This window comes from Spirillospora sp. NPDC048911 (assembly GCF_043198015.1).
GTDB lineage: Bacteria > Actinomycetota > Actinomycetes > Streptosporangiales > Streptosporangiaceae > Spirillospora.
On the sequence record NZ_JBICUD010000011.1, the window covers coordinates 124,347 to 142,464 of the forward strand.

20 protein-coding genes are annotated in these 18,118 nt (G+C 71.3%); 14 read left to right on the plus strand and 6 right to left on the minus strand.

The window, feature by feature from the left end; all coding sequences use genetic code 11:
* Nucleotides 1-7: 7 nt before the first annotated feature.
* Complete coding sequence (locus ACGFNU_RS39795; RefSeq protein ID WP_392601784.1) at nucleotides 8-1,912, minus strand: protein kinase; 1,905 nt, start codon at nucleotides 1,910-1,912, stop codon at nucleotides 8-10.
* A 103-nt stretch (nucleotides 1,913-2,015) separates the two neighbouring features.
* Here ACGFNU_RS39795 and ACGFNU_RS39800 point away from each other — a divergent pair, with 103 nt between their 5' ends.
* From ACGFNU_RS39800 to ACGFNU_RS39810, 3 genes are read left to right on the plus strand one after another with little or no spacing between them, the layout of a single operon-like run.
* Nucleotides 2,016-3,020 (plus strand): DUF6777 domain-containing protein, encoded by a 1,005-nt coding sequence (locus ACGFNU_RS39800; protein ID WP_392601785.1) that lies wholly within the window; start codon nucleotides 2,016-2,018, stop codon nucleotides 3,018-3,020.
* 26 nt (nucleotides 3,021-3,046) lie between these two features.
* Complete coding sequence (locus ACGFNU_RS39805) at nucleotides 3,047-3,433, plus strand: ArsR/SmtB family transcription factor (RefSeq protein WP_392601786.1); 387 nt, start codon at nucleotides 3,047-3,049, stop codon at nucleotides 3,431-3,433.
* A complete protein-coding gene (locus ACGFNU_RS39810) occupies nucleotides 3,430-4,515 on the plus strand; it encodes a cation diffusion facilitator family transporter (RefSeq protein WP_392601787.1) in 1,086 nt (361 codons plus the stop codon). The genes ACGFNU_RS39805 and ACGFNU_RS39810 overlap by 4 nt, the downstream gene beginning before the upstream one ends.
* Nucleotides 4,516-4,716: 201 nt before the next feature.
* Here the strand turns inward: ACGFNU_RS39810 and ACGFNU_RS39815 are convergent, their stop codons facing one another.
* On the minus strand, nucleotides 4,717-5,544 hold the full coding sequence (locus ACGFNU_RS39815; RefSeq protein ID WP_392601788.1) for an alpha/beta hydrolase: 828 nt from the start codon (nucleotides 5,542-5,544) through the stop codon (nucleotides 4,717-4,719).
* 326 nt (nucleotides 5,545-5,870) lie between these two features.
* On the opposite strand from ACGFNU_RS39815, the gene ACGFNU_RS39820 reads away from it, so the two are divergent.
* On the plus strand, nucleotides 5,871-6,905 hold the full coding sequence (locus ACGFNU_RS39820; protein WP_392601789.1) for a diacylglycerol/lipid kinase family protein: 1,035 nt from the start codon (nucleotides 5,871-5,873) through the stop codon (nucleotides 6,903-6,905).
* A gap of 14 nt (nucleotides 6,906-6,919) precedes the next feature.
* Here ACGFNU_RS39820 and ACGFNU_RS39825 read toward each other — a convergent pair whose 3' ends face one another.
* A complete protein-coding gene (locus tag ACGFNU_RS39825; RefSeq protein WP_392601790.1) occupies nucleotides 6,920-7,405 on the minus strand; it encodes a hypothetical protein in 486 nt (161 codons plus the stop codon).
* A 125-nt stretch (nucleotides 7,406-7,530) separates the two neighbouring features.
* On the opposite strand from ACGFNU_RS39825, the gene ACGFNU_RS39830 reads away from it, so the two are divergent.
* Entirely contained in the window at nucleotides 7,531-8,235 is a 705-nt protein-coding gene (locus ACGFNU_RS39830; RefSeq protein WP_392601791.1) for a maleylpyruvate isomerase family mycothiol-dependent enzyme, read from the plus strand.
* A 46-nt stretch (nucleotides 8,236-8,281) separates the two neighbouring features.
* On the opposite strand, the gene ACGFNU_RS39835 is transcribed toward ACGFNU_RS39830, so the two are convergent.
* Nucleotides 8,282-8,839, minus strand: coding sequence for a PadR family transcriptional regulator (locus ACGFNU_RS39835; RefSeq protein ID WP_392601792.1), 558 nt, complete (start codon nucleotides 8,837-8,839; stop codon nucleotides 8,282-8,284).
* A gap of 121 nt (nucleotides 8,840-8,960) precedes the next feature.
* On the opposite strand from ACGFNU_RS39835, the gene ACGFNU_RS39840 reads away from it, so the two are divergent.
* Nucleotides 8,961-9,440 carry a hypothetical protein gene (locus ACGFNU_RS39840; protein ID WP_392601793.1) on the plus strand — a complete coding sequence of 160 codons (480 nt, stop codon included), beginning with the start codon at nucleotides 8,961-8,963 and terminating at the stop codon, nucleotides 9,438-9,440.
* A 4-nt stretch (nucleotides 9,441-9,444) separates the two neighbouring features.
* Nucleotides 9,445-9,840 (plus strand): VOC family protein, encoded by a 396-nt coding sequence (locus ACGFNU_RS39845; RefSeq protein WP_392601794.1) that lies wholly within the window; start codon nucleotides 9,445-9,447, stop codon nucleotides 9,838-9,840.
* Here the strand turns inward: ACGFNU_RS39845 and ACGFNU_RS39850 are convergent.
* A complete protein-coding gene (locus ACGFNU_RS39850) occupies nucleotides 9,837-10,694 on the minus strand; it encodes an aldo/keto reductase (protein ID WP_392601795.1) in 858 nt (285 codons plus the stop codon). The two genes, ACGFNU_RS39845 and ACGFNU_RS39850, sit on opposite strands and share 4 nt — an antisense overlap.
* 94 nt (nucleotides 10,695-10,788) lie before the next feature.
* On the opposite strand from ACGFNU_RS39850, the gene ACGFNU_RS39855 reads away from it, so the two are divergent.
* Nucleotides 10,789-11,454, plus strand: a complete 666-nt coding sequence (locus ACGFNU_RS39855; RefSeq protein WP_392601796.1) for a DNA-binding response regulator — start codon at nucleotides 10,789-10,791, stop codon at nucleotides 11,452-11,454.
* Nucleotides 11,455-11,613: 159 nt separating this feature from the next.
* On the opposite strand, the gene ACGFNU_RS39860 is transcribed toward ACGFNU_RS39855, so the two are convergent.
* Nucleotides 11,614-12,246: a LysE family translocator gene (locus tag ACGFNU_RS39860; RefSeq protein WP_392601797.1), complete on the minus strand. Its 633-nt coding sequence runs from the start codon at nucleotides 12,244-12,246 to the stop codon at nucleotides 11,614-11,616.
* 103 nt (nucleotides 12,247-12,349) lie between these two features.
* On the opposite strand from ACGFNU_RS39860, the gene ACGFNU_RS39865 reads away from it, so the two are divergent.
* The 6 genes from ACGFNU_RS39865 to ACGFNU_RS39890 all read left to right on the plus strand — a co-directional run bounded on the left by ACGFNU_RS39865 (nucleotide 12,350) and on the right by ACGFNU_RS39890 (nucleotide 17,951).
* Complete coding sequence (locus ACGFNU_RS39865; protein ID WP_392601798.1) at nucleotides 12,350-13,834, plus strand: flavin-containing monooxygenase; 1,485 nt, start codon at nucleotides 12,350-12,352, stop codon at nucleotides 13,832-13,834.
* Between the two features lie 9 nt (nucleotides 13,835-13,843).
* Nucleotides 13,844-14,611: an SDR family NAD(P)-dependent oxidoreductase gene (locus ACGFNU_RS39870; RefSeq protein WP_392601799.1), complete on the plus strand. Its 768-nt coding sequence runs from the start codon at nucleotides 13,844-13,846 to the stop codon at nucleotides 14,609-14,611.
* A gap of 240 nt (nucleotides 14,612-14,851) precedes the next feature.
* The gene (locus tag ACGFNU_RS39875) at nucleotides 14,852-15,835 is read left to right on the plus strand and encodes a DMT family transporter (RefSeq protein ID WP_392601800.1); all 984 of its coding nucleotides are present in this window, start codon (nucleotides 14,852-14,854) and stop codon (nucleotides 15,833-15,835) included.
* Between the two features lie 31 nt (nucleotides 15,836-15,866).
* On the plus strand, nucleotides 15,867-16,634 hold the full coding sequence (locus ACGFNU_RS39880) for a serine protease (protein ID WP_392601801.1): 768 nt from the start codon (nucleotides 15,867-15,869) through the stop codon (nucleotides 16,632-16,634).
* A 36-nt stretch (nucleotides 16,635-16,670) separates the two neighbouring features.
* A complete protein-coding gene (locus tag ACGFNU_RS39885; RefSeq protein ID WP_392601802.1) occupies nucleotides 16,671-17,621 on the plus strand; it encodes an NAD-dependent epimerase/dehydratase family protein in 951 nt (316 codons plus the stop codon).
* A gap of 9 nt (nucleotides 17,622-17,630) precedes the next feature.
* A complete protein-coding gene (locus tag ACGFNU_RS39890; protein WP_392601803.1) occupies nucleotides 17,631-17,951 on the plus strand; it encodes a GroES family chaperonin in 321 nt (106 codons plus the stop codon).
* Nucleotides 17,952-18,118: the final 167 nt, after the last annotated feature.

Below are 18,118 nucleotides of genomic sequence, written 5' to 3' on the forward strand. Positions count from 1 at the left end.
TCGCGCCTCAGCCCCGATCAGAAGCGCGGGAGTAGAGACCGACCCCCACCAACGCCGCCGCCAGCAGCGACACGGCGGCGTACACGACGAAATCCGGTTCCACCTTCACGACCAGACTCCACGCGACCCAGGCCACGACCCGCACCACGCGCAAGATCAGCACCGTCCAGGCCGCCACCCGGCTCCCGCGCCAGGCCACGACCACCGCCACCAGCGAGACCATCGCCAGCACCGCATAGGAGGCCGCCACAGGCAACAACTCCCCGCGCGGCACCGAGCTCAGATCCGGCCGGGCGACCAGGATCGCCAGCGCCGCGATGTCGAGCACCGACAGCAAGGTGGCCAGGATCAACCCCACGACCACCGCGGGCGACCGCCGCAACACGCGATAAACCGCCGGACCGCCCAGCCGTCCATCCGCCGCCGGCGAGCCATAACCCCCGGGCGCACCGAACCCCCTGAGCTGATCACCAGCCCCCGCCGAGCCATACCCACCAGACGCCTCATACGCCCCCGGCGGCCCGTAACCCCCAGGCTGACCTGCCCCGCCGGGCTGGTTGTACGCGCCAGGCCAGTCGTACGCGCCAGGCTGATCCGCCGCTCCAGGCTGCTCGTACACACCGGGCGCACCAGCCGCGCCGGATCCCATGGGCTGGCCATACGCACCAGGCCGGTCGTACCCGCCTGGCTGATGCGCCGCACCGGGCGGCTCATGCGCAGCGGGCTGGCCATAAGCGCCAGGCGCCTCGTACGCACCGGGCTGACCGTACCCAGCGGGCTGGTCATACTCGCCCGGCTGGCCGTAGGCGCCAGGCTGCTCGTACACGCCTGGCTGGTGTGCTGCAGCAGGCCGGTCGTACGCACCGGGCGGGCCGGGGCCGCCAGGCGAACCGTACGCACCGGCCTGTCCGTGACCACCAGGCCGGTCATGCGCGGTGGGCTGGGCGTTGGCGGGGGGTTGGTCGAACGTCACGGGCTGGTTGTTCGCGCCGTGCCGATCGGTTACGTCGGGCGGAGTGTACGCGCCGGCTGTGTTGTGCCCGGCCGACTGGTCCGCGGCGGTGGGCGGCGGTTGCTGGGGGTGGGCTCGGTCGGCTGGGGGTTCGTGGTCGCCCAGGAGCCAGAGGAGGGCTTCTTCGGAGCTCGGGCGGGACTGGGGGTCCTTGGCCAGGCAGGCGGCGGCGACCTCGGCGATCTGGGGTGGGAGGACGCTCAGGTCGGGGGTCTCGTTCAGGACGCGGTACATCACGGCGGGGAGCGGTCCGCCCGCGAACGGGTCGGTGCCGGTGGCGGCGAAGAGGAGCGTGGCGGCCCAGGCGTGCAGGTCGGCGGACGGGCCGATCTTGGCGGCGGAGAACTGCTCGGGCGCCATGTAGGCGGGGGTGCCGACGACCTGGCTGGTCACGGTGGCGCCGGCGTCCAGGGCGCGGGCGATGCCGAAGTCGATGACGCGGGGGCCGTCGGGGCCCATCAGGACGTTCTGCGGCTTGAAGTCGCGGTGCACGATCCCGGTGCGGTGGATCGCGGTCAGGGCGGTGACCGAGCTGATCGCGAGGCGGTCGAGGTCGGCGCCGGCGCGGGGGCCGTCGGCGTGGACGAGCTCGCGGAGGGACGGGCCGCGCACGTACTCGCTGACGATGTACGGCTGGTCACCGGCCACGTCGGCGTCGATCATCTTCGCCGTGCAGAAGCCCGCGACGCGCTGGAGCAGGGCGAGCTCGCGGACGAACCGGGCGCGGGCGTTGCGGTCGCCGAGCAGCTGGGTGTGCAGGAGCTTGATCGCGACGCGCCGCCCGCCCTCGTCGCGGCCGAGGAAGACGACGCCCTGCCCGCCGGTGCCGAGCCTTCCGACGACCTCGTAGGGCCCCAGGCGCACGGGATCGGCCGGGTTGAGGGGCAGCGGAGCAGCCATCGGCACCTCGCTCCCGAATTAACGTGCATTCGGCCGCGCACAAAACGCGCTTCCTTGGCATCAAAGAGTATAAGGACCGTGGGCCACGAACGGGAGATGACCGATGCCTAAGATCAATTCCCGCATTTGCCTGGCCGTGCTTGTCGGCTGGGTGATGATCGGCGCATTGGCGACCGGTTGTGGCGACGCGGGTGCGACGATCACGCGCCTGACCGTGGGCACCCCGGGCGCCGACCCGTACGCCCCGATGTCCGGCACCGACCAGGTGCGCCTGACGGCGAGCACCCAGGCGGGCGGGACGACGGCCGGCGACTCCCCTGGCCTGTACGGGGGGACGCGGCGCACGGCCAGCTGCGATCCCGCCGCGCTGGTGGAGTTCCTGAAGGCCAACCCCGACAAGGCGCGGGCGTGGGCCGCCGTGCACGGGATCCAGCCGGGCGGGATCGCCGCGTTCGTCGAACGGCTGACCCCCGTGCTGTTGCGCACGGACACGCTCGTCACCAACCACGGGTACCGGAACGGCAAGGCGGTCGCCTCCCCGGCGGTGCTCCAGACCGGAATGGGCGTGCTGGTCAACGAGTACGGCTTCCCCGCCGTCAAGTGCAATTGCGGTAATCCGTTGACCCAGCCCGAGAAAAAGATCTCTACGGGGAACGCAAAATATACCGGCCAGTCCTGGCCGCACTTCTCCAAGCGCAAGGTCACCAAGATCAAGCCGCGCGAGCCCGCCAAGGGCGCGGTGACCGTGTTCGTCCTCGTCGATCCCGAGGCCAAGGTGGGCTTCGAGCGGCCGCGCGCCACGACGGGGACCCTCGACGGTCCGGCCGAGGCGCTTCCGGCCACCGAGCCGACGCAGGTTCCGGAGAGCGGCGACCCGAGCAGCGGGGTGCCGGGGACGGACATGCCCACGCCGACCGATTCGGGTACGCCCACCGACAGTTCGACCCCGGGCACGGAGACGCCGGCGGACGGCACCGGGGTTCCGACCGATCAGCCGACGTCCGAGCCCGAGGCCCCGGTGACGCCCAGCACGCAGCAGTCCGAGACCGAGCCGACCGGCGAGATCTCCTCCGTTCCGGACCAGTCCGCGGGCCCGGTTCCCTCGTGATCCACATGTGAGGTACCTTTGCTCATATGAGCAGTGCTTCAGATGTCGCGGCGGACGCGTGCGCGGTCCGCGTGGTCGACCCCGAGAAGGTCACGATGGTCACGGCCGCCATGCCCGACGGTGAGGCGGTCGGCGAGATGGCCCGCATCTTCGGGCTACTCTCCGACCCGGGACGGCTCCGCATCCTCATGGCGCTGCTCGAGGGGGGCGAGATGTGCGTGTGCGACATCGCCGCCGCCTGCGGGCACACCGAGTCCGCGGTCTCGCACGCGCTGCGCCTGCTGCGCGCCGACCGGGTCGTACGGGTACGCAGGTCCGGCCGGATGGCGTACTACCGGCTGGACGACTCGCACGTCAGGATGCTCCTGGAACTCGCCGTCGCCCACGTCGGACATCTGGAGGAAGGCCGATGAGCGCGGACCTGGACGGCACGCCGGGGAATCAGCCCGACGGCCACGGCCGAAAACAGCGCCACGGTCAAGGAGAGGGGCAGGGCCAGGGAGGTGGCCACGGCCACCCGCGGGAACAGGGCCATGGCCACGGGCACGGGCACGGCGTCTCCGCCGGCGCCGACCGGCGCTACCTGACCGCCGCGCTCGCGCTGATCCTCGGCTACATGAGCGTCGAGGCGACCATCGGCGTGATCGCCTCCTCGCTGGCGCTGATCTCGGACGCGGCGCACATGATGACCGACGCGTTCGCGATCATCTTCGCGCTGATCGCCATGCGGATCGCGGCGCGTCCGCCCAAGGGCGGTTACACCTACGGCCTGCGCCGCGCGGAGATCCTGTCCGCCCAGCTGAACGGGCTGACGCTGCTCCTGCTCGCCGCGTACTTCGTGTACGAGAGCGTCGAACGGCTGCTCTCGCCGCCCGACGTCAACGGCCAGCTGGTGTTCTGGACCTCGCTCTCCGGCGTCGCGGTGAACGTGGCGGCGACGTGGCTGATCAGCAAGGCCAACCGGAGCAGCCTGAACGTCGAGGGCGCGTTCCAGCACATCCTGAACGACCTCTACGCGTTCATCGCCACCACCATCGCGGGCCTGGCGATCTGGACGACCGGCTTCAACCGGGCCGACGTGATCGCCTCGCTGTTCGTGGCGGCGCTCATGCTCAAGGCCGGATACGGGCTGCTGCGCGACGCCGGCCGCGTCCTCATGGAGGCGGCCCCCGCCGGGATCGACCCGACCGAGCTCGGCACCCGGCTCGCCGAACGCCCCTGCGTGGAGGAGGTGCACGACCTGCACGTCTGGGAGGTCAGCTCCGGCTACCCGGCGCTGTCGGCGCACGTCCTGGTGGAGCCCAAGGGCGACTGCCACGCCGTCCGCCGCGACCTGCAAGAACTGCTGCGCTCCTCGTACGGCATCACGCACACCACCCTCGAAGTGGATCACCTCGACGACGAGTTCCACTGCGAGGACCCGCACGGCCCGCGCCACGTCGCGGCCACCGCCGAGCCGCACGACCACGCCGCCGACCCTAAATGCGACCACTGACACTTCATTGACAGCCACCCTCGCGCTCCGGTCTCACAACGGACGCCACCAGCTCGTGACGGACTCCGTCGAGCTCACGGCGTACTCCGCCAAGGCGACAGACTCCGGTGAGACGGCGGACTCCGCTCAGGCGGCGGACTCCGCTCAGGCGGCGGATCCCGCTGAGGCGGTAAAGGCGAATGCCCTGAGGCTGGTCAGCGTTCAGGTGATCTCGGCTAGGAGGATCGGGAGGGCGGCGTGGAGCTCGCGTTGCCAGTACGCCCAGCGGTGGGTGCCACGGTAGAGGTGGGTCGACACGGGGACGCCCAGCTTCCTGAGCTTGCCGGTGAACTCCACCGCGAGCGTGTGCGTCAGGGATTCGAGCACGTCGGGGTCGGTTCCCGGCTGCGGATCGTACGGGCCGGGCCTGCCGTCGCCGGAGCTGATGTAGAGCCGGACCCCGGACAGGCGGTCGGCCAGGTCGTACGGGTTGTGCTGCCGCCACACGACGCGCTGGACGTCCGGATCGCCCCAGACATCGGCCCAGTCGGCGGCGGGACAGCCGATCTCGACGCCGAGCTCCACCAGGTCGGCCACGTCGAGCCTGCCCGGGTCGCGGTGCAGGGTGTTGACGAAGCCGCTGAACGAGGCGGCCGCGCGGAACAGGCCGCGGTGCCGGGCCGCGTAGGCCAGTGCGCCCATGCCGCCCATCCCGTTGCCGGCGATGGCGCGGGCCGTTCCGGCGCGGTATCCGCGTTCCAGGATCTGCCTCAGCTCGGTCAGATGGAAGGTCTCCCACTTCGGCGGCCCGCCTTTGCCGCGATTCCACCAGTCGGTGTAATTGCCGCACCGGCCGCCGTCCGGCATGACGACGATGATGTCCGAACCGGCGGTCATCTCATCGACATCGGTATTGTCGGTCCACACGTTGTGGAGTGCCGGTCCGCCGCCCGCGCCGGGCAGCAGCCAGAGCACGGGCCACGTCCGCGCCGCGTCCCGCGACCAGCCGGGCGGCAGCAGCAGCCGGACGTGGGCCGGCACGGAGAGCACCGGCGAACGAACGGTCAGGTCGAGAATGCGGGAACTCCGCGAACGCTCACCTATGACGGCCGCGCCGTCGTCCGCGGCGGGAGATGAGGCCTGCGCCGGACCGCCGGGAGCAATGGACGCCGAAAGCCCCGCAATAAAACCCGCTCCGAGCCAGCCATACCGCCACATACTTTCGCCCCGGCCATTCCTTGTGCGCTTTCCTGGAAATATCCCCGCCCCAAGCACGTTTCAACGCCGAGTAAACGGTTTATAAAATGCATGCCCGGCGGGCCGGCCGGCCGGTGCCGGGTAGGGTGACCCGGGGTGGAGGGAGCGGAACCGTCGATATGCGCAGCAAGCAGGAGCTCGAGGACGCGATCCGCGCGGAGGGGCGGGCCGTTCTGGTCGTCAACGCCAAATCGCGGCGCGGCCGCCGGTTGTTCGGCTCCGCGCGCCGGTTGCTGACCGAGGCCGGGCTGACGTTCGAGCGGATCTTCCCCGTGACCGATCCCGACCGGCTGACCGAGATCTTCACCGAGGTGCTCGCCCTCGAGCCCGATCTGGTCGTGGTGGGCGGCGGTGACGGCACGGTCGCCGCGGCGGTCAGCCATCTCACCCACCGCGACATCGCCCTCGGCGTGCTGCCCTTGGGCACCACCAACAACTTCTCCCGCAGCCTGGAGCTGCCGCAGGACCTGCGGGGCGCGGTGAGCGTCCTGCGCGACGGCAAGGTCGCCGACGTCGACGTGGGCTGGTTCACCGGCACCGATCCGGGCAGCGATCCGCCGTCCGATGCGGGCGGCGATCCGCCGTCCGATCCGGGGTCCGGTCCGGGCGGCGCCACGAACGGCGGCGAGCCGGACGGGCGGCACATCTTCGCCAACATGGTCAGCCTCGGGCTGTCGGTGGAGGTCGCGCGGAACGTCCCGCACGGGCTCAAGCGGGTGGTCGGCCGCGCCGCGTACGGGCTCACGGCGGTGCGGCTCCTGCCACGGCACGAGGCGTTCACTGCCACGGTCCGCATCGGCGGCGAGACGCAGGAAGTGCTGACCCACCAGCTGAACGTGGCGAACGGCGCCCACCACAGCGGCCAGCGCATCGCCCGCGACGCCAGCCCGGACGACCGGCTGCTGGCGGTCTACCGGCTGGGCGACGAGCGGCGGCTCCGGCTGGCCTCGGCCACCGCGCGGCACGTGCTCACCGGCCAGTGGCGGTCGCTCGACGAGGACGCGTTCCTGACCACCGACGAGGTGCACATCGCGACCGACCCGCCGCTGCCGGTCGACGTGGACGGCGAGATCCGCGGGCAGACCCCGGTGACCGTCAAGCTCCTGGGCAACGCCCTGCGCGTGATCGTCCCGCAGTCCTTCGTCGACACCTGAGCGGCGTACTGGCCTCAGCCGGGGACCTTGCTGCCTGCCGCGTCGACCAGATACCACTCGGCGCCGAAGTCCTCCAGGTCGTGGCCTACGGCGTCGCCTGGCGAGACGTCCTTGACGAAGCGGTAGAGCGGATGCCCCGCGTACGTCACCTGCTTCGTCCCGTCGCCGCGCGAGAACGAGCCGAGCAGCGCGGGCTTGATGCCCTTGCCGGCCTTGGGCCGGTCCTCGGTGGTGAGCGCGGGCCACATCTTGAGGCAGTCGCCCTCGCAGGCGGACGTGTTCCGGCCGTCCTTCTCGAAGAGGTAGAGCGACCGGCCCTGCGCGTCGACGAGCGCGGCCCCCTTGGCCGTGGAGCCCACCGAGACCACGGTCGCCGCGGCCGTCGCCGGCACGGGGAGGGTGCGTCCCGGCGTGTCCATGTCCTCCTTGTCGGGGTCTCCCCCGCACCCGGCGAGGACGGTCCCGGCGGCCAGCATTCCCGCAATGATCGTGATCTTCATCTGTGCCCCAAGGGTGGAGGGGATCCGGGGCCCGCGGCCAAGGCCTATCAGAGAACACGTCCGCCCGGCGGCTCCGGTTCAGAGGCATCGTCATAGGGGCGCCGCTTCGGGGGTACGGAACGGCCATGACCACCGAGAACCTTCGTGACCTCAACCCGTTCGACGTCCTCGACACCGAGTACGCCCGGCTCGACGCGCACTTCACCGGGCTCGGCGAGGACGGCTGGAACCGGCCGTCCCGCTGCGAGGGCTGGACCGTACGGGACGTCCTCGCCCATCTCGCCGGGGAGGAGCTCTACAACCACGCCTGCCTGAACGACGACCTGGACCGGCTGTTCGCGCTCCTGGACGAGCGGGGCGTCAAGGATCTCGGCGCCTTCAACGACTGGACCGTCGACGAGCGCCGCGGCCTGCCGGTCGGCCAGGTGCTCGACGAGTGGCGGACCGGGAACGCCGAGACCCGGCGGCGCATGCGCGAGCTCGGCGTGGACGCGACGCTGACCACGATGTCCGGGCCGTATCCGGTCGGGGCGCAGACGTTCCACTACGCCTCGGAGTACGCGACCCACGCGGACGACGTGGGCGTGCCGGTCACCCCGGAGGAGGAGCCCGCCCGGACGGCCTGGCGGGCCCGCGTCGGGATCTTCGTGCTCGACGAGCAGGGGTCGCTCGTGCGGGTCGAGCAGATCCCGGGCGGCTACCGCGTCACCCTGGACGACACGTCAGCGGACCTGTCGGCGGTGGACTTCGTCGACGCGACGACCCGCCGGCTGCCGGCGGACTATCCGCTCGACAAGGAGCTCTGCCGCGCCCTGGCCTGCCTGGCCTGAACCCTCGCGTACCTGGCCTGAACCCTTGCGTACCTGGCCCGGCCTTTTACGCCTTCGGGGGCTCGCCGGCCATCACGTACGCGCCGTCCTTGAGGCGTCCGATCAGCCCGCGCGTCCATTCGGTGGCCGCGTCGGCGGAGTGCACCCACCAGCCGAGCAGCTCGTTCAGATGGTCGGGGTCCTCGGTGATGTGCGGCGCGACCTCGCCGCGCCACGCCGCCAGCGCCGCCAGCCGCCGTTCGAGCAGCTCGATCGCCTCGGCGCGCGGCAGCTCGGTGAGGAAGCCGAGCGCGGCCGACAGCAGCTCCGGCCGCCGCTGGTCGACGCTGACGACGGCCTCGCGCAGGAGCCGCAGGAACTCCGCCCCGCCGCGGTCGGTGATCTCGTAGTCGGTGCGCGGCGGGCCGGCGTCGTTCTCCGGCACCTCGTACGCGCGCAGCAGCTCCTCCTTGGTGAGCTGCTTGAGCGCGTGGTAGATCGACCCCGGGTTGACGTTGGCCCACTCGTCCGACCCCCAGGACAGCAGCGCACGGCGGATCTCGTACCCGTGCGCCCGGCCGAAGCCGCGCACGGCACCGAGCACGAGCAACCGCGTCGCCGACATCGTCTCCCCTGGCTGGCCGATCGATCCGCACACAGTACGTGACCACTGCGTACGGCCAGGTTAAGGGGTCTGGCGGACGCGGCGGGCCCGACCTATCGTCGATGGCGAAGGGGAGGACGGCATGGGTCCGGAATCGTGGTCCATCGAGGTCTTCAACGGCGAGTTCCCGGCCACGGCCTGGCGCGACTCCTACCGGCAGGCGCTCGTCGAGTCGGCCTTGACCAACGGCGCCGTCTCCTGGATGTGGTACGCGCACTCCTGGGGCGTGGTCTTCGAGGTGACGTTCGCCGGCGAGGAGGCATGGGAGCGGTGGCGCGACCTGCCGGGTACGCGGGCGGCGCTCGATTCGGTCCCCGATCCGGTGAACGGGCTCCTCGTCTATCGCGGCAAGGGCGGCACGTCGGGGGCTCCGATGCCACGGCGACCGCGGCCCGCGCCCGGCGCCGCCGCCCTCGCGATCGAGGTACCGCTTGACGAGGACTACGTCAGTGTCGACCGGATCGACGGCGGCCTCGACGATCCGTACGCCACCACCTCGCCCGTGGCGGGTGTAGCCGGTGCGGCCGCCTCGCCTGTGACGGGTGTGGCTGTGGCAGAGTGAACGGGTGCTCGGACACATAGGTCTCAACGTTCCCGATCTCGCGGGCGCGAAGAAGTACTACGACGCCGTCATGCCGCTTCTCGGCTTCGAGGAGTTCCTGGCGTCCGACGACGAGTTCGCCTACCGTCCGGCGGCCGGCAAGCCGGGCACGTACCTGTTCTTCTATCCGGCCGAGCGCGACGGCTACGCGCGTGAACGGACCGGACTGCAGCACCTGGCCTTCATGGTCAAGACGCGGTCGGCGGTGCACGGGATCCATCGGCTGGTCCTCGACCTGGGCGGCGTGGTCCTGCACGAACCGCAGGAGTTCCCGCAGTACCCGCCGCCCTACTTCGCCACGTTCTGGCTCGACCCGTTCGGCTTCATGCTCGAAGCGGTCTGCCACTACGACCGCGACTAGCCCTTGAGCTCGGCAAGGTCTTCGGCGGTGAGCTCAAGGTTCGCCGCTGCCACGTTCTCTTCTAGGTGGGCCAGGGAGGACGTGCCTGGGATCGCCATCATCACGGGTGACAGGGCCAGGAGACCGGCCAGGAGCACCTGAGCGGCGGTGGCGTCGTGTCGCTCGGCGATGCGCGCGATCCGTTCGTCCTCCGGAATCCCGAAGCCGCCGAGAGGGAAGTACGGCACGTACGCGACGTTCTCGCGCTCGCAGATCCGCAGCAGTTCGGTGTCCTGGGGCATCGTCATGTCGAAGCGGTTCTGCACGGCCGCGATCGGGGCGATGGCCCGCGCCTCCTGGAACTGCCCGGCCGTCACGTTGCTCACCCCGAGATGCCTGATCACGCCCTCGTCCCGGAGCCTTGCCAGCACCTCGAAGCGCTCGCCGATCGACTCGTCCGGCGACAGTCCGAGCCCGCCGACGCGCAGGTAGACGAGGTCGAGCCGGTCAAGGCCGAGATCCCGCAGGTTGCGCTCGACCTCGGCACGCAGTTCGCCGGGCTCCATCTGCCCCGTGGGCATGGGGTCCCCGGGCTTGCGGCGCGGCCCGACCTTGGTGGCGATCACCAGCCCGTCCTGGTACGGCTGAAGTGCCTCGCGAATCAGCCTGTTCGCCGTCAGGTCCCCGGAGAAGTAGAAGGCGGCGGTGTCGATGTGGTTCACGCCCAGTTCGACGGCGCGGCGCAGCACCGCCCGCCCGGTGGCGGGGTCGTTCTGGGGTCCGCCGCGTTCGCTGGCGGGCAGGCGCATCGCCCCGAAGCCCATCCGCGAGATCTTCAGGTCGCCGCCCAGCGTCCACAGTTCGTTCGTGTTCATGGCCCCAGCCTCCGGGTCCCCGGCCCGCCGCACGAGAACGTGGCAGCAAACTGCCACGTTGACCCGTCCCGCCGCGCCCCGCAGACTGGCCCTGATGAGCCTGGACCTGGACACCAACGTCACCTTGCGCGGTGAGGACGAGCTCGCCCGGCGCGCGGGCCACCTCTTCGCGGGCGCGCGGGAACGGTTCGTGTGCGCCGCGGCCGACCTGCGCACCTGGGCGATGCCCGGCGTGCGCGAGCAGATCGTCGCCGAACGCCACCGGTCGGCGCCCGGCCTGCCCGTCTTCAAGCTCTACAACCCCGGGGCCCTCGCCGACGAGGAGTCCGAACGGCATCTCATCGAGATCGCGCGCCGCGGCGCCCGCGTCCGGATCTGCGCCACCCCGCTGCCGCACGAGACGATCGTCGTCGACGACCGGATCGCCGTGCTGGCGGGCCCTGCGGTGCGGGGCGTCCGCGAGTACACCGTGGTCCGCTCCCCCGGCGTGATCCAGGGCGTCGCGTCGCTCTTCTGGGCGACCTGGGAGTCCGCGACCGATCTCGCGGAGTTCCGGCGGACGCGCCCGCCGGTGCTGAACGCCGAGAGCCGCGAGATCCTCCGGCTCCTCGGCGACGGCCTCAAGGACGAGGCCGCCTCCCGGCGGCTCGGCCTCTCCCTGCGCACCTACCGCCGCCGCGTCGCCGAGATCCTCACCCTCCTGGACGCCGATTCCCGCTTCCAGGCGGGCCGCCGCGCCCACGAACTGGGCCTCGTCTGACCCGGTCGGACGAGCCGCTCCCGCGGGCGTGACGCTCGGCGTCAGGCCGGTGGTGACGCCGAGCCGGTGGTGACGCCGAGCCGGTGGTGACGCTAGGTCGGTGGGAGACGCCGAGTCGGTGGGCGACGCCGAGTCGCTGGGAGACGCCGGGTCGCGGCGCTAGCGGTCGACGGCCAGTTTGACGCCGAGGCCGATGAAGATGCCGCCGGTCGTGACGTCGATGCGGCGGCGGGCCGCCTGCCTGCGGCGCAGCCAGGCGCCGATGCGGCCCGCGAGGACGCCGACCGCGCCGTCCACGACGAACTCCAGCGCGATCAGGATGGCGCCGAGGATCGCGAACTGCATCCAGACGCTGCCCAGCGCCGGGTTGATGAACTGCGGCAGGAAGGCGATCGTGAAGGTGACCATCTTGGGGTTGAGGAGGTTGGTCGTCAGGCCGCTGATGTACGCCTTGCGGTGGGACATGCCCGCGCCGGCGGCGGGCTCGTCGCCGGGCACTCCCTTGCGGCTGCGGAGCATCTGCACGCCGAGGTAGATGAGGTAGGCGGCGCCGGCGACGCGTACCACGGTGAAGGCGATCGGGACGGCGGCGAAGAGGGCGGCCAGCCCGGCGGCGGCGACCGCGATGTGCACGGCCTCGCTCGTCGCGACCCCGGCGGTGGCGAGGAGCCCGGCGCGCGGGCCGCCGCGCATGCCGCAGCCCAGCACGAACAGCATGTCGGGGCCGGGAGTGATCATGGCGATGATCGTGGTCACGGCGAACACCGCGAGGAGGTGCTGGTCGATCGGCATAGGCCGATCGTTCCCCCATACGTAACGGATAAAAGGGGCATGGTCACATGACCCGCCGGTCACTACCCTCGAAGGCGACCAGAGAACGAGGTTCGGGATGGCCATGAGGCACCACGTCTTGATCATCGGCAGCGGGTTCGGCGGGATCGGGATGGCGATCCGGCTCAAGCGGGCGGGCGTCCACGACTTCGTCGTCCTGGAGAAGGCGGACGAGCTCGGCGGCACCTGGCGGGACAACACCTACCCTGGCGCGGCCTGCGACGTCCCCTCGCATCTCTACTCGTTCTCGTTCGAGCGCAAGACCGACTGGACGCGGCGTTTCCCGCCGCAGCGCGAGATCCTCGACTACCTCTGGCACTGCGCCCGCAAGTACGGCGTACTGCCGCACATCCGCTTCGGCACGGAGGTGACCGAAGCGCGCTTCGATGCGGGCGAGGGTGACTCGAACGCGGTGTGGCGGGTCTCCACGAGCGGTGGCGACGAGCTGACGGCACGGGTCCTCATCTCCGCGTGCGGGCAGCTCAACCGGCCGGCCCTGCCGGCCGTCGAGGGGCGCGAGTCGTTCGCCGGGCCGAGCTTCCACTCGGCGCGCTGGGACCACGGCGTGGATCTCGGCGGCAAGCGGGTGGCCGTCATCGGCACGGGCGCGAGCGCGATCCAGATCGTTCCGGAGATCGCCCGGGAGGCCGGGCGGCTGACGCTCTTCCAGCGGTCCGCGCCGTACGTCATCGACAAGCCGGACCGCCCGTACCGCCGCTGGGAGAAGGCCCTGTTCGCCGGTGTGCCCGGAGCGTACGAACTGAGCCGTGCCAGGATCTACGCCACGTACGAGTCGCGCGCGCTCGGCTTCGTCAAGTATCCGCGGCTCATGGAGCTCCTGGAGAAGGGCTTCCGCAAGGGCCTGAACGAGCAGATCCCCGACCGGGCGCTGCGCGAGGCGCTCGTGCCCGGCTACCCGATGGGCTGCAAGCGCATCCTCGTCTCCAGCGACTACTATCCGGCGCTGACCAGGCCGAACGTCGACCTCGTCACCGACCCGATCGCGCGCGTCACGCCCGCGGGAGTGATGACCGAGGACGGCACGGAGCACGAGACCGACGTCATCGTCTACGCCACGGGGTTCCACTCCACCGAGTTCCTGGCCCCGATGAAGATCAGGGGCATGGCCGGGAAGGAGCTGAACGACGCGTGGCGTCACGGCGCGGAGGCGCACCTCGGCATCACGGTGAGCGGTTTCCCCAACCTCTTCCTGCTCTACGGCCCGTACACCAATCTGGGCCACAACAGCATCATCTACATGCTCGAATCGCAGTTCAGCTACGTGATGGGCTGCCTGCGCGCGCTGCGCGACGCGGACCTGGACTGGATCGACCTGCGTCCCGACGTCCTCGACGCGTTCGGGCGGGAGATGCGTGAGCGGCTGCGGTCGACCGTCTGGGAGGCGGGCTGCGTCAGCTGGTACATGAACGAGGAGGGCAAGGTCGTCAACAACTGGCCGGGCTTCACGTTCGCCTACCGCCGCGCCACCCGCCGCCCCGACCCCCGCGACTTCCGCGCCCGGCGAGCCACGCCGCAGGTCACGGCCTAAGCTCAGACCATGCCGACTGCTCTCATCACCGGCGCGACCGCGGGGATCGGTGCCGCCTTCGCCCGCCGCCTCGCCGCCGACGGATTCGACCTGGTGCTGCTCGCCCGCGACGGCGACCGGCTCGCCGAGGCCGCGCGCGACCTCCACGACACGTACGCGGTCCGGACGGAGGTGGTCGTCGCCGACCTCGCCACGGACGACGGGCTCGAAACCGCCGAGGAGCGCGTCCGGAACGGCGTGGACCTGCTGGTGAACAACGCGGGGTTCGGCAACAAGGGGACGTTCCTCAACGTGCCGCTCTCCGACGAGCTGACGATGCTGAGGGTGCACTGCGAAGCGGTGCTGCGGCTCACCCACGCGGCGCTGCCGGGCATGCTCGAACGGGGCCGGGGCGGGGTCGTCAACGTGTCGTCGGTAGCGGCCTTCGCCACGCGCGGCACGTACGGCGCCTCCAAGGCCTGGGTGGTCAGCTTCAGCCAGGGCGTGGCGGCCGACATCGCGGGCCAGGCGGGCGGCAAGGTGCGCGTGATGGCGCTCTGCCCCGGTTTCGTGCACACCGAGTTCCATGAGCGCGCGCAGATGGACGTCAGCGGGATCCCCGACTTCATGTGGCTCGACCAGGACAAACTCGTCGGCGCCGCCCTGCGCGACCTGCGCCGCGGCGTCCAGGTCAGCGTGCCGGGCGCCCAGTACAAGGCGATCGTCGGGCTCAGCCGGCTCGTCCCGCGCGAGCTCGCCGGCAAGCTGTCATCGCGGACGGGCCGCAAGTACGACTGAGCGGACGCGCGGAAGCACGGAGCGGAAGCACGGAAGACGGACGGGCAGAAGACGGACGGGCTGAGGGTGGACGGGCCGAAGGCGGACGGGCCGAAGGACGACTGAGCGGACGCGCCGCGAGCACGACGAGACCTCGGGCCCGCGCCCATTCCGGGCTCGTGAATGGGGTGTTACGGCCTTGTCACACGACGTTCGGCTTGGCAGGCTGCTGATCGTCGTCCGCTGAGAGGTCCCTCCCCGATGGGTCGTCACGATCTGGGTTACGCCGCCCTCGCTCTCCTCGCGACCACCGCCTACTACGTCGCCTTTCTCTTCTTCCGGAGCGCCGCGCGGCGGATGCCGCCGCTGCGCGGGAGCCGCCCGTTCCACGTCGCCCGGCACATGCTCGCCAGCCCGGTCTGGTTCGCCGGCGGCCTCATCCTGTTCCTCGGGCTGGCGGTCGAGGTGGTGGCGTTCGCCGCGATCCCGCTGGCCGTCGCGCAGCCGATCTTCGCCGTCAGCCTGGTGATGCTGGTGGTCTACGCGGTCTGGTTCCTGGGCGAACGGCTGAGCCCGCGCGAGTGGATCAGTGTCGGGCTGTTCGTGCTGGCGACCGTCCTCATCGGGCTGTCGGCCGGGTCCGAACGCGAGCTCACCGCCGGCGACACCCTGGTGGAGACGCTCGCCTCGCCGTGGCAGATGCTGGCGGTGATGGCGCCCGCCGTCATCGTCTCGGCGCTCGTGTGGCTGATCGGCGACCGCCGCGGGAGCGGCCGGCACGCCCGCAAGCTCGCCGGCGTCGCGTACGGCATCGGCGCGGGCGCGTGCGCCGGGCTGGCCGAGGCGGGCATCCGCGGCATCTCGATCGTGTACGACGACACCGGCAGCGTCCGGGCGGTCCTCGAATCGCCGTACCCCCTGCTGACCGTCGGCATGGCCGCGATCGCCCTGGGCGGGCTCCAGGTGGCGCTGCAGCGGTGCCGCCTGGCGATCGTCGCGACCGTGCTCACCGTCATCGGCCGCACGTACCTGGTCATGAGCAGCACGGTGCTGTTCGGGGAGGACTGGCCGGAGGAGAGGCTGCCGTTCGTGCTGCGCGCGGGCGGGTTCACGCTGGCGCTCGTCGCGCTGGTCGCCTTCCCGCGGTACGAGCGGCCCGAGGGCACCGATCCCGCGGCCGCCGCCGAGGAGGCCCGGCGGCCCGTGCGCGGCGGCGATCAGCCGGACATGAGCCCGATCACCTGACGCTCGCCGCCGCTTCCCCTACATTCCCCTTATGTCTTCCTTCGCCCTCCGCCGCGTGACCGCCTGCCTCTCCACGGCCTGCCTCACCGCGGCGGCGGCCGTGACCGCACTGGCCTCCCCCGCGTCGGCGATCGTCGGGGGCACCCCGGTGAAGGCGTCGGGGTACCCGTGGCTGGCGGCCGTCGGCACCCCGCTCTTCTTCGTCCGCCCGTCCGGGCAGTTCTGCGGCGGCGCGCTGATCAAGCCGGACCGCCTCCTCACGGCGGCGCACTGCGTGTCGATGTTCCGCTCCACGCCCGGCGTGCTGACGGCCACCTTCGGCCGCTCGGACCTCGTCGGCCGCGACGGGGAGACGGTGAAGGTGCGCGCCGTCCGGATCCATCCGAAGTTCCGCGAGACCAAGTTCAAGGACGAGACCGTCCTCCATCACGATCTGGCGGTCCTCACCCTCGCCCGCCCGGTGAACCGCCCCACGGTGGCCCTCGGCAAGCCGGGCGCCGACCGCGCCGGGCTGGCGCTCGGCTGGGGCATGCGGTCGGAGAACGATCTGTTCAACACCAAGCTCCGCGCCGTGAAGATCCCGCTGCCCGGGGACGCGGCCTGCCGCCGCGCGTACGGCGGTTCGTACGACGCGGCCGACATGATGTGCGCCGGATCCGAGAAGGCCGACACCTGCCAGTTCGACAGCGGCGGCCCCCTCCTCGTCCGCGGCCGCCTCGTCGGGGTCGTCTCCTGGGGGTACGGCTGCGGCAAGGCCGGGTATCCCGGTGTCTTCGCGCGCGTTGCCGACCTCCCCTAGGCAGGCGATGCTGGGGGCGACGGGGAGGGGAACGCCATGCGCGTCTTGGTCACGGGTGCCGCCGGTTATGTCGGATATGCGGTCGGACGGCGGCTGACCGCCGCGGGACACGAGGTGACCGGCCTCGTCCGGCGCTCCGACCGGCCGCTCCCGCCGGGCGTCCGGCCCGTCATCGCCGACCTCCTCGACCCGATCGGCCTCGACTCGACGCTGCACGAGACGTACGACGGCGTCTGCCATCTCGCCGCCCTCACCCGCGTCCGCGCGTCGTTCACCGACCCCCTGGGCTTCTTCACCGCCAACGTCCAGGGCACGATCAACCTCCTCCAAGCGCTCACGAAGGTCCAGCCCGACGGTTCCCCGGCGCCCGCCCCCGCCGTGGTGTACGGCTCGACCGCCGCCGTCTACGGCACCCCCGACCGCCAGCCCATCCCCGAAACCGAAACGCCCTCCCCCACCAGCCCGTACGGCGCGTCCAAGCTCGCCGCCGAACAACTGATCCGCTTCCACGCCCGCACCGGGGGCATCGGCGCGATCATCCTCCGCACGTTCAACGTCGCCGGCTCCGTCGACGGCCGCCGCGACCCCGACGAGACCCGCCTCATCCCCAAGGCCCTCTCGGTCGCGGCCGGGCACGCCCCGCACCTGACGATCAACGGCGACGGCGCGGCCGTCCGCGAATACCTGCACGTGGACGACCTGGCCGCCGCCTACGTCCTCGCCCTCGAAGCCGCCCGGCCCGGCACCGACCGCGTCTACAACGTCGGCAGCGGCACGGGCGCCTCCGTCAAGGACGTCATCAGAACGGTCGAGGAGGTCACCGGCCGTTCCGTCCCCACCTCCCACGACCCGCCCCAGCCCGAGCCGCCGCTCCTGGTCGCCGACGGCACCGCGATCCGCCGCGACCTGGGCTGGCGGCCGGAACGTTCCGCCCTCCCCGAGATCATCGCGGACTCGTGGGCGGCCCTGCTCTCCAGAGCCGGATAAACTCCCAGCGTGTCCGTGCCGAAGTTCGAAGTCCAGATGCTCCACGACCGCGTCATGATCAAGGTCGACAAGGAGGCCGGCGAGCGCCGCAGCACCGGCGGCATCGTCATCCCCGCCACCGTGGAGCAGTCCAACCGTCTCGTCTGGGGCGAGGTCTGCGGCGTCGGCACGCACGCCCGCACCGTCAAGGTCGGCGACCGCGTCCTCCTCCACCCCGCCGACCAGTACGAGGTGGAGATCCAGGGCGAGAACTACCTGGTCATGCGCGAACGCGACCTGCACGCCATCGCCAACGAACGCCCCGAACACGGCACCGGCCTCTACCTCTGACGCGAGGCCTTCAAGATCATCCGTTATCAAACTCGTTAGCGGCCTCGCGAACAGCCAGATCCTGTGGCGAAGGTTGAGGCCGATGACGCCTGATGGAGCGGCGGCACCAGTGCCGCTCAGGTCGGCTTGGCAGTCCGGTCAAGTCTCGCCGTACGCGGCGAGACCGC

Bases quoted from the DNA above. Each gene is read 5' to 3' on its own strand.
- ACGFNU_RS39795 (WP_392601784.1), bottom strand. From the start codon at position 1,912: ATGGCTGCTCCGCTGCCCCTCAACCCGGCCGATCCCGTGCGCCTGGGG.
- ACGFNU_RS39800 (WP_392601785.1), top strand. From the start codon at position 2,016: ATGCCTAAGATCAATTCCCGCATTTGCCTGGCCGTGCTTGTCGGCTGG.
- ACGFNU_RS39805 (WP_392601786.1), top strand. From the start codon at position 3,047: ATGAGCAGTGCTTCAGATGTCGCGGCGGACGCGTGCGCGGTCCGCGTG.
- ACGFNU_RS39810 (WP_392601787.1), top strand. From the start codon at position 3,430: ATGAGCGCGGACCTGGACGGCACGCCGGGGAATCAGCCCGACGGCCAC.
- ACGFNU_RS39820 (WP_392601789.1), top strand. From the start codon at position 5,871: ATGCGCAGCAAGCAGGAGCTCGAGGACGCGATCCGCGCGGAGGGGCGG.
- ACGFNU_RS39825 (WP_392601790.1), bottom strand. From the start codon at position 7,405: ATGAAGATCACGATCATTGCGGGAATGCTGGCCGCCGGGACCGTCCTC.
- ACGFNU_RS39830 (WP_392601791.1), top strand. From the start codon at position 7,531: ATGACCACCGAGAACCTTCGTGACCTCAACCCGTTCGACGTCCTCGAC.
- ACGFNU_RS39835 (WP_392601792.1), bottom strand. From the start codon at position 8,839: ATGTCGGCGACGCGGTTGCTCGTGCTCGGTGCCGTGCGCGGCTTCGGC.
- ACGFNU_RS39840 (WP_392601793.1), top strand. From the start codon at position 8,961: ATGGGTCCGGAATCGTGGTCCATCGAGGTCTTCAACGGCGAGTTCCCG.
- ACGFNU_RS39850 (WP_392601795.1), bottom strand. From the start codon at position 10,694: ATGAACACGAACGAACTGTGGACGCTGGGCGGCGACCTGAAGATCTCG.
- ACGFNU_RS39855 (WP_392601796.1), top strand. From the start codon at position 10,789: ATGAGCCTGGACCTGGACACCAACGTCACCTTGCGCGGTGAGGACGAG.
- ACGFNU_RS39860 (WP_392601797.1), bottom strand. From the start codon at position 12,246: ATGCCGATCGACCAGCACCTCCTCGCGGTGTTCGCCGTGACCACGATC.
- ACGFNU_RS39865 (WP_392601798.1), top strand. From the start codon at position 12,350: ATGAGGCACCACGTCTTGATCATCGGCAGCGGGTTCGGCGGGATCGGG.
- ACGFNU_RS39870 (WP_392601799.1), top strand. From the start codon at position 13,844: ATGCCGACTGCTCTCATCACCGGCGCGACCGCGGGGATCGGTGCCGCC.
- ACGFNU_RS39875 (WP_392601800.1), top strand. From the start codon at position 14,852: ATGGGTCGTCACGATCTGGGTTACGCCGCCCTCGCTCTCCTCGCGACC.
- ACGFNU_RS39880 (WP_392601801.1), top strand. From the start codon at position 15,867: ATGTCTTCCTTCGCCCTCCGCCGCGTGACCGCCTGCCTCTCCACGGCC.
- ACGFNU_RS39885 (WP_392601802.1), top strand. From the start codon at position 16,671: ATGCGCGTCTTGGTCACGGGTGCCGCCGGTTATGTCGGATATGCGGTC.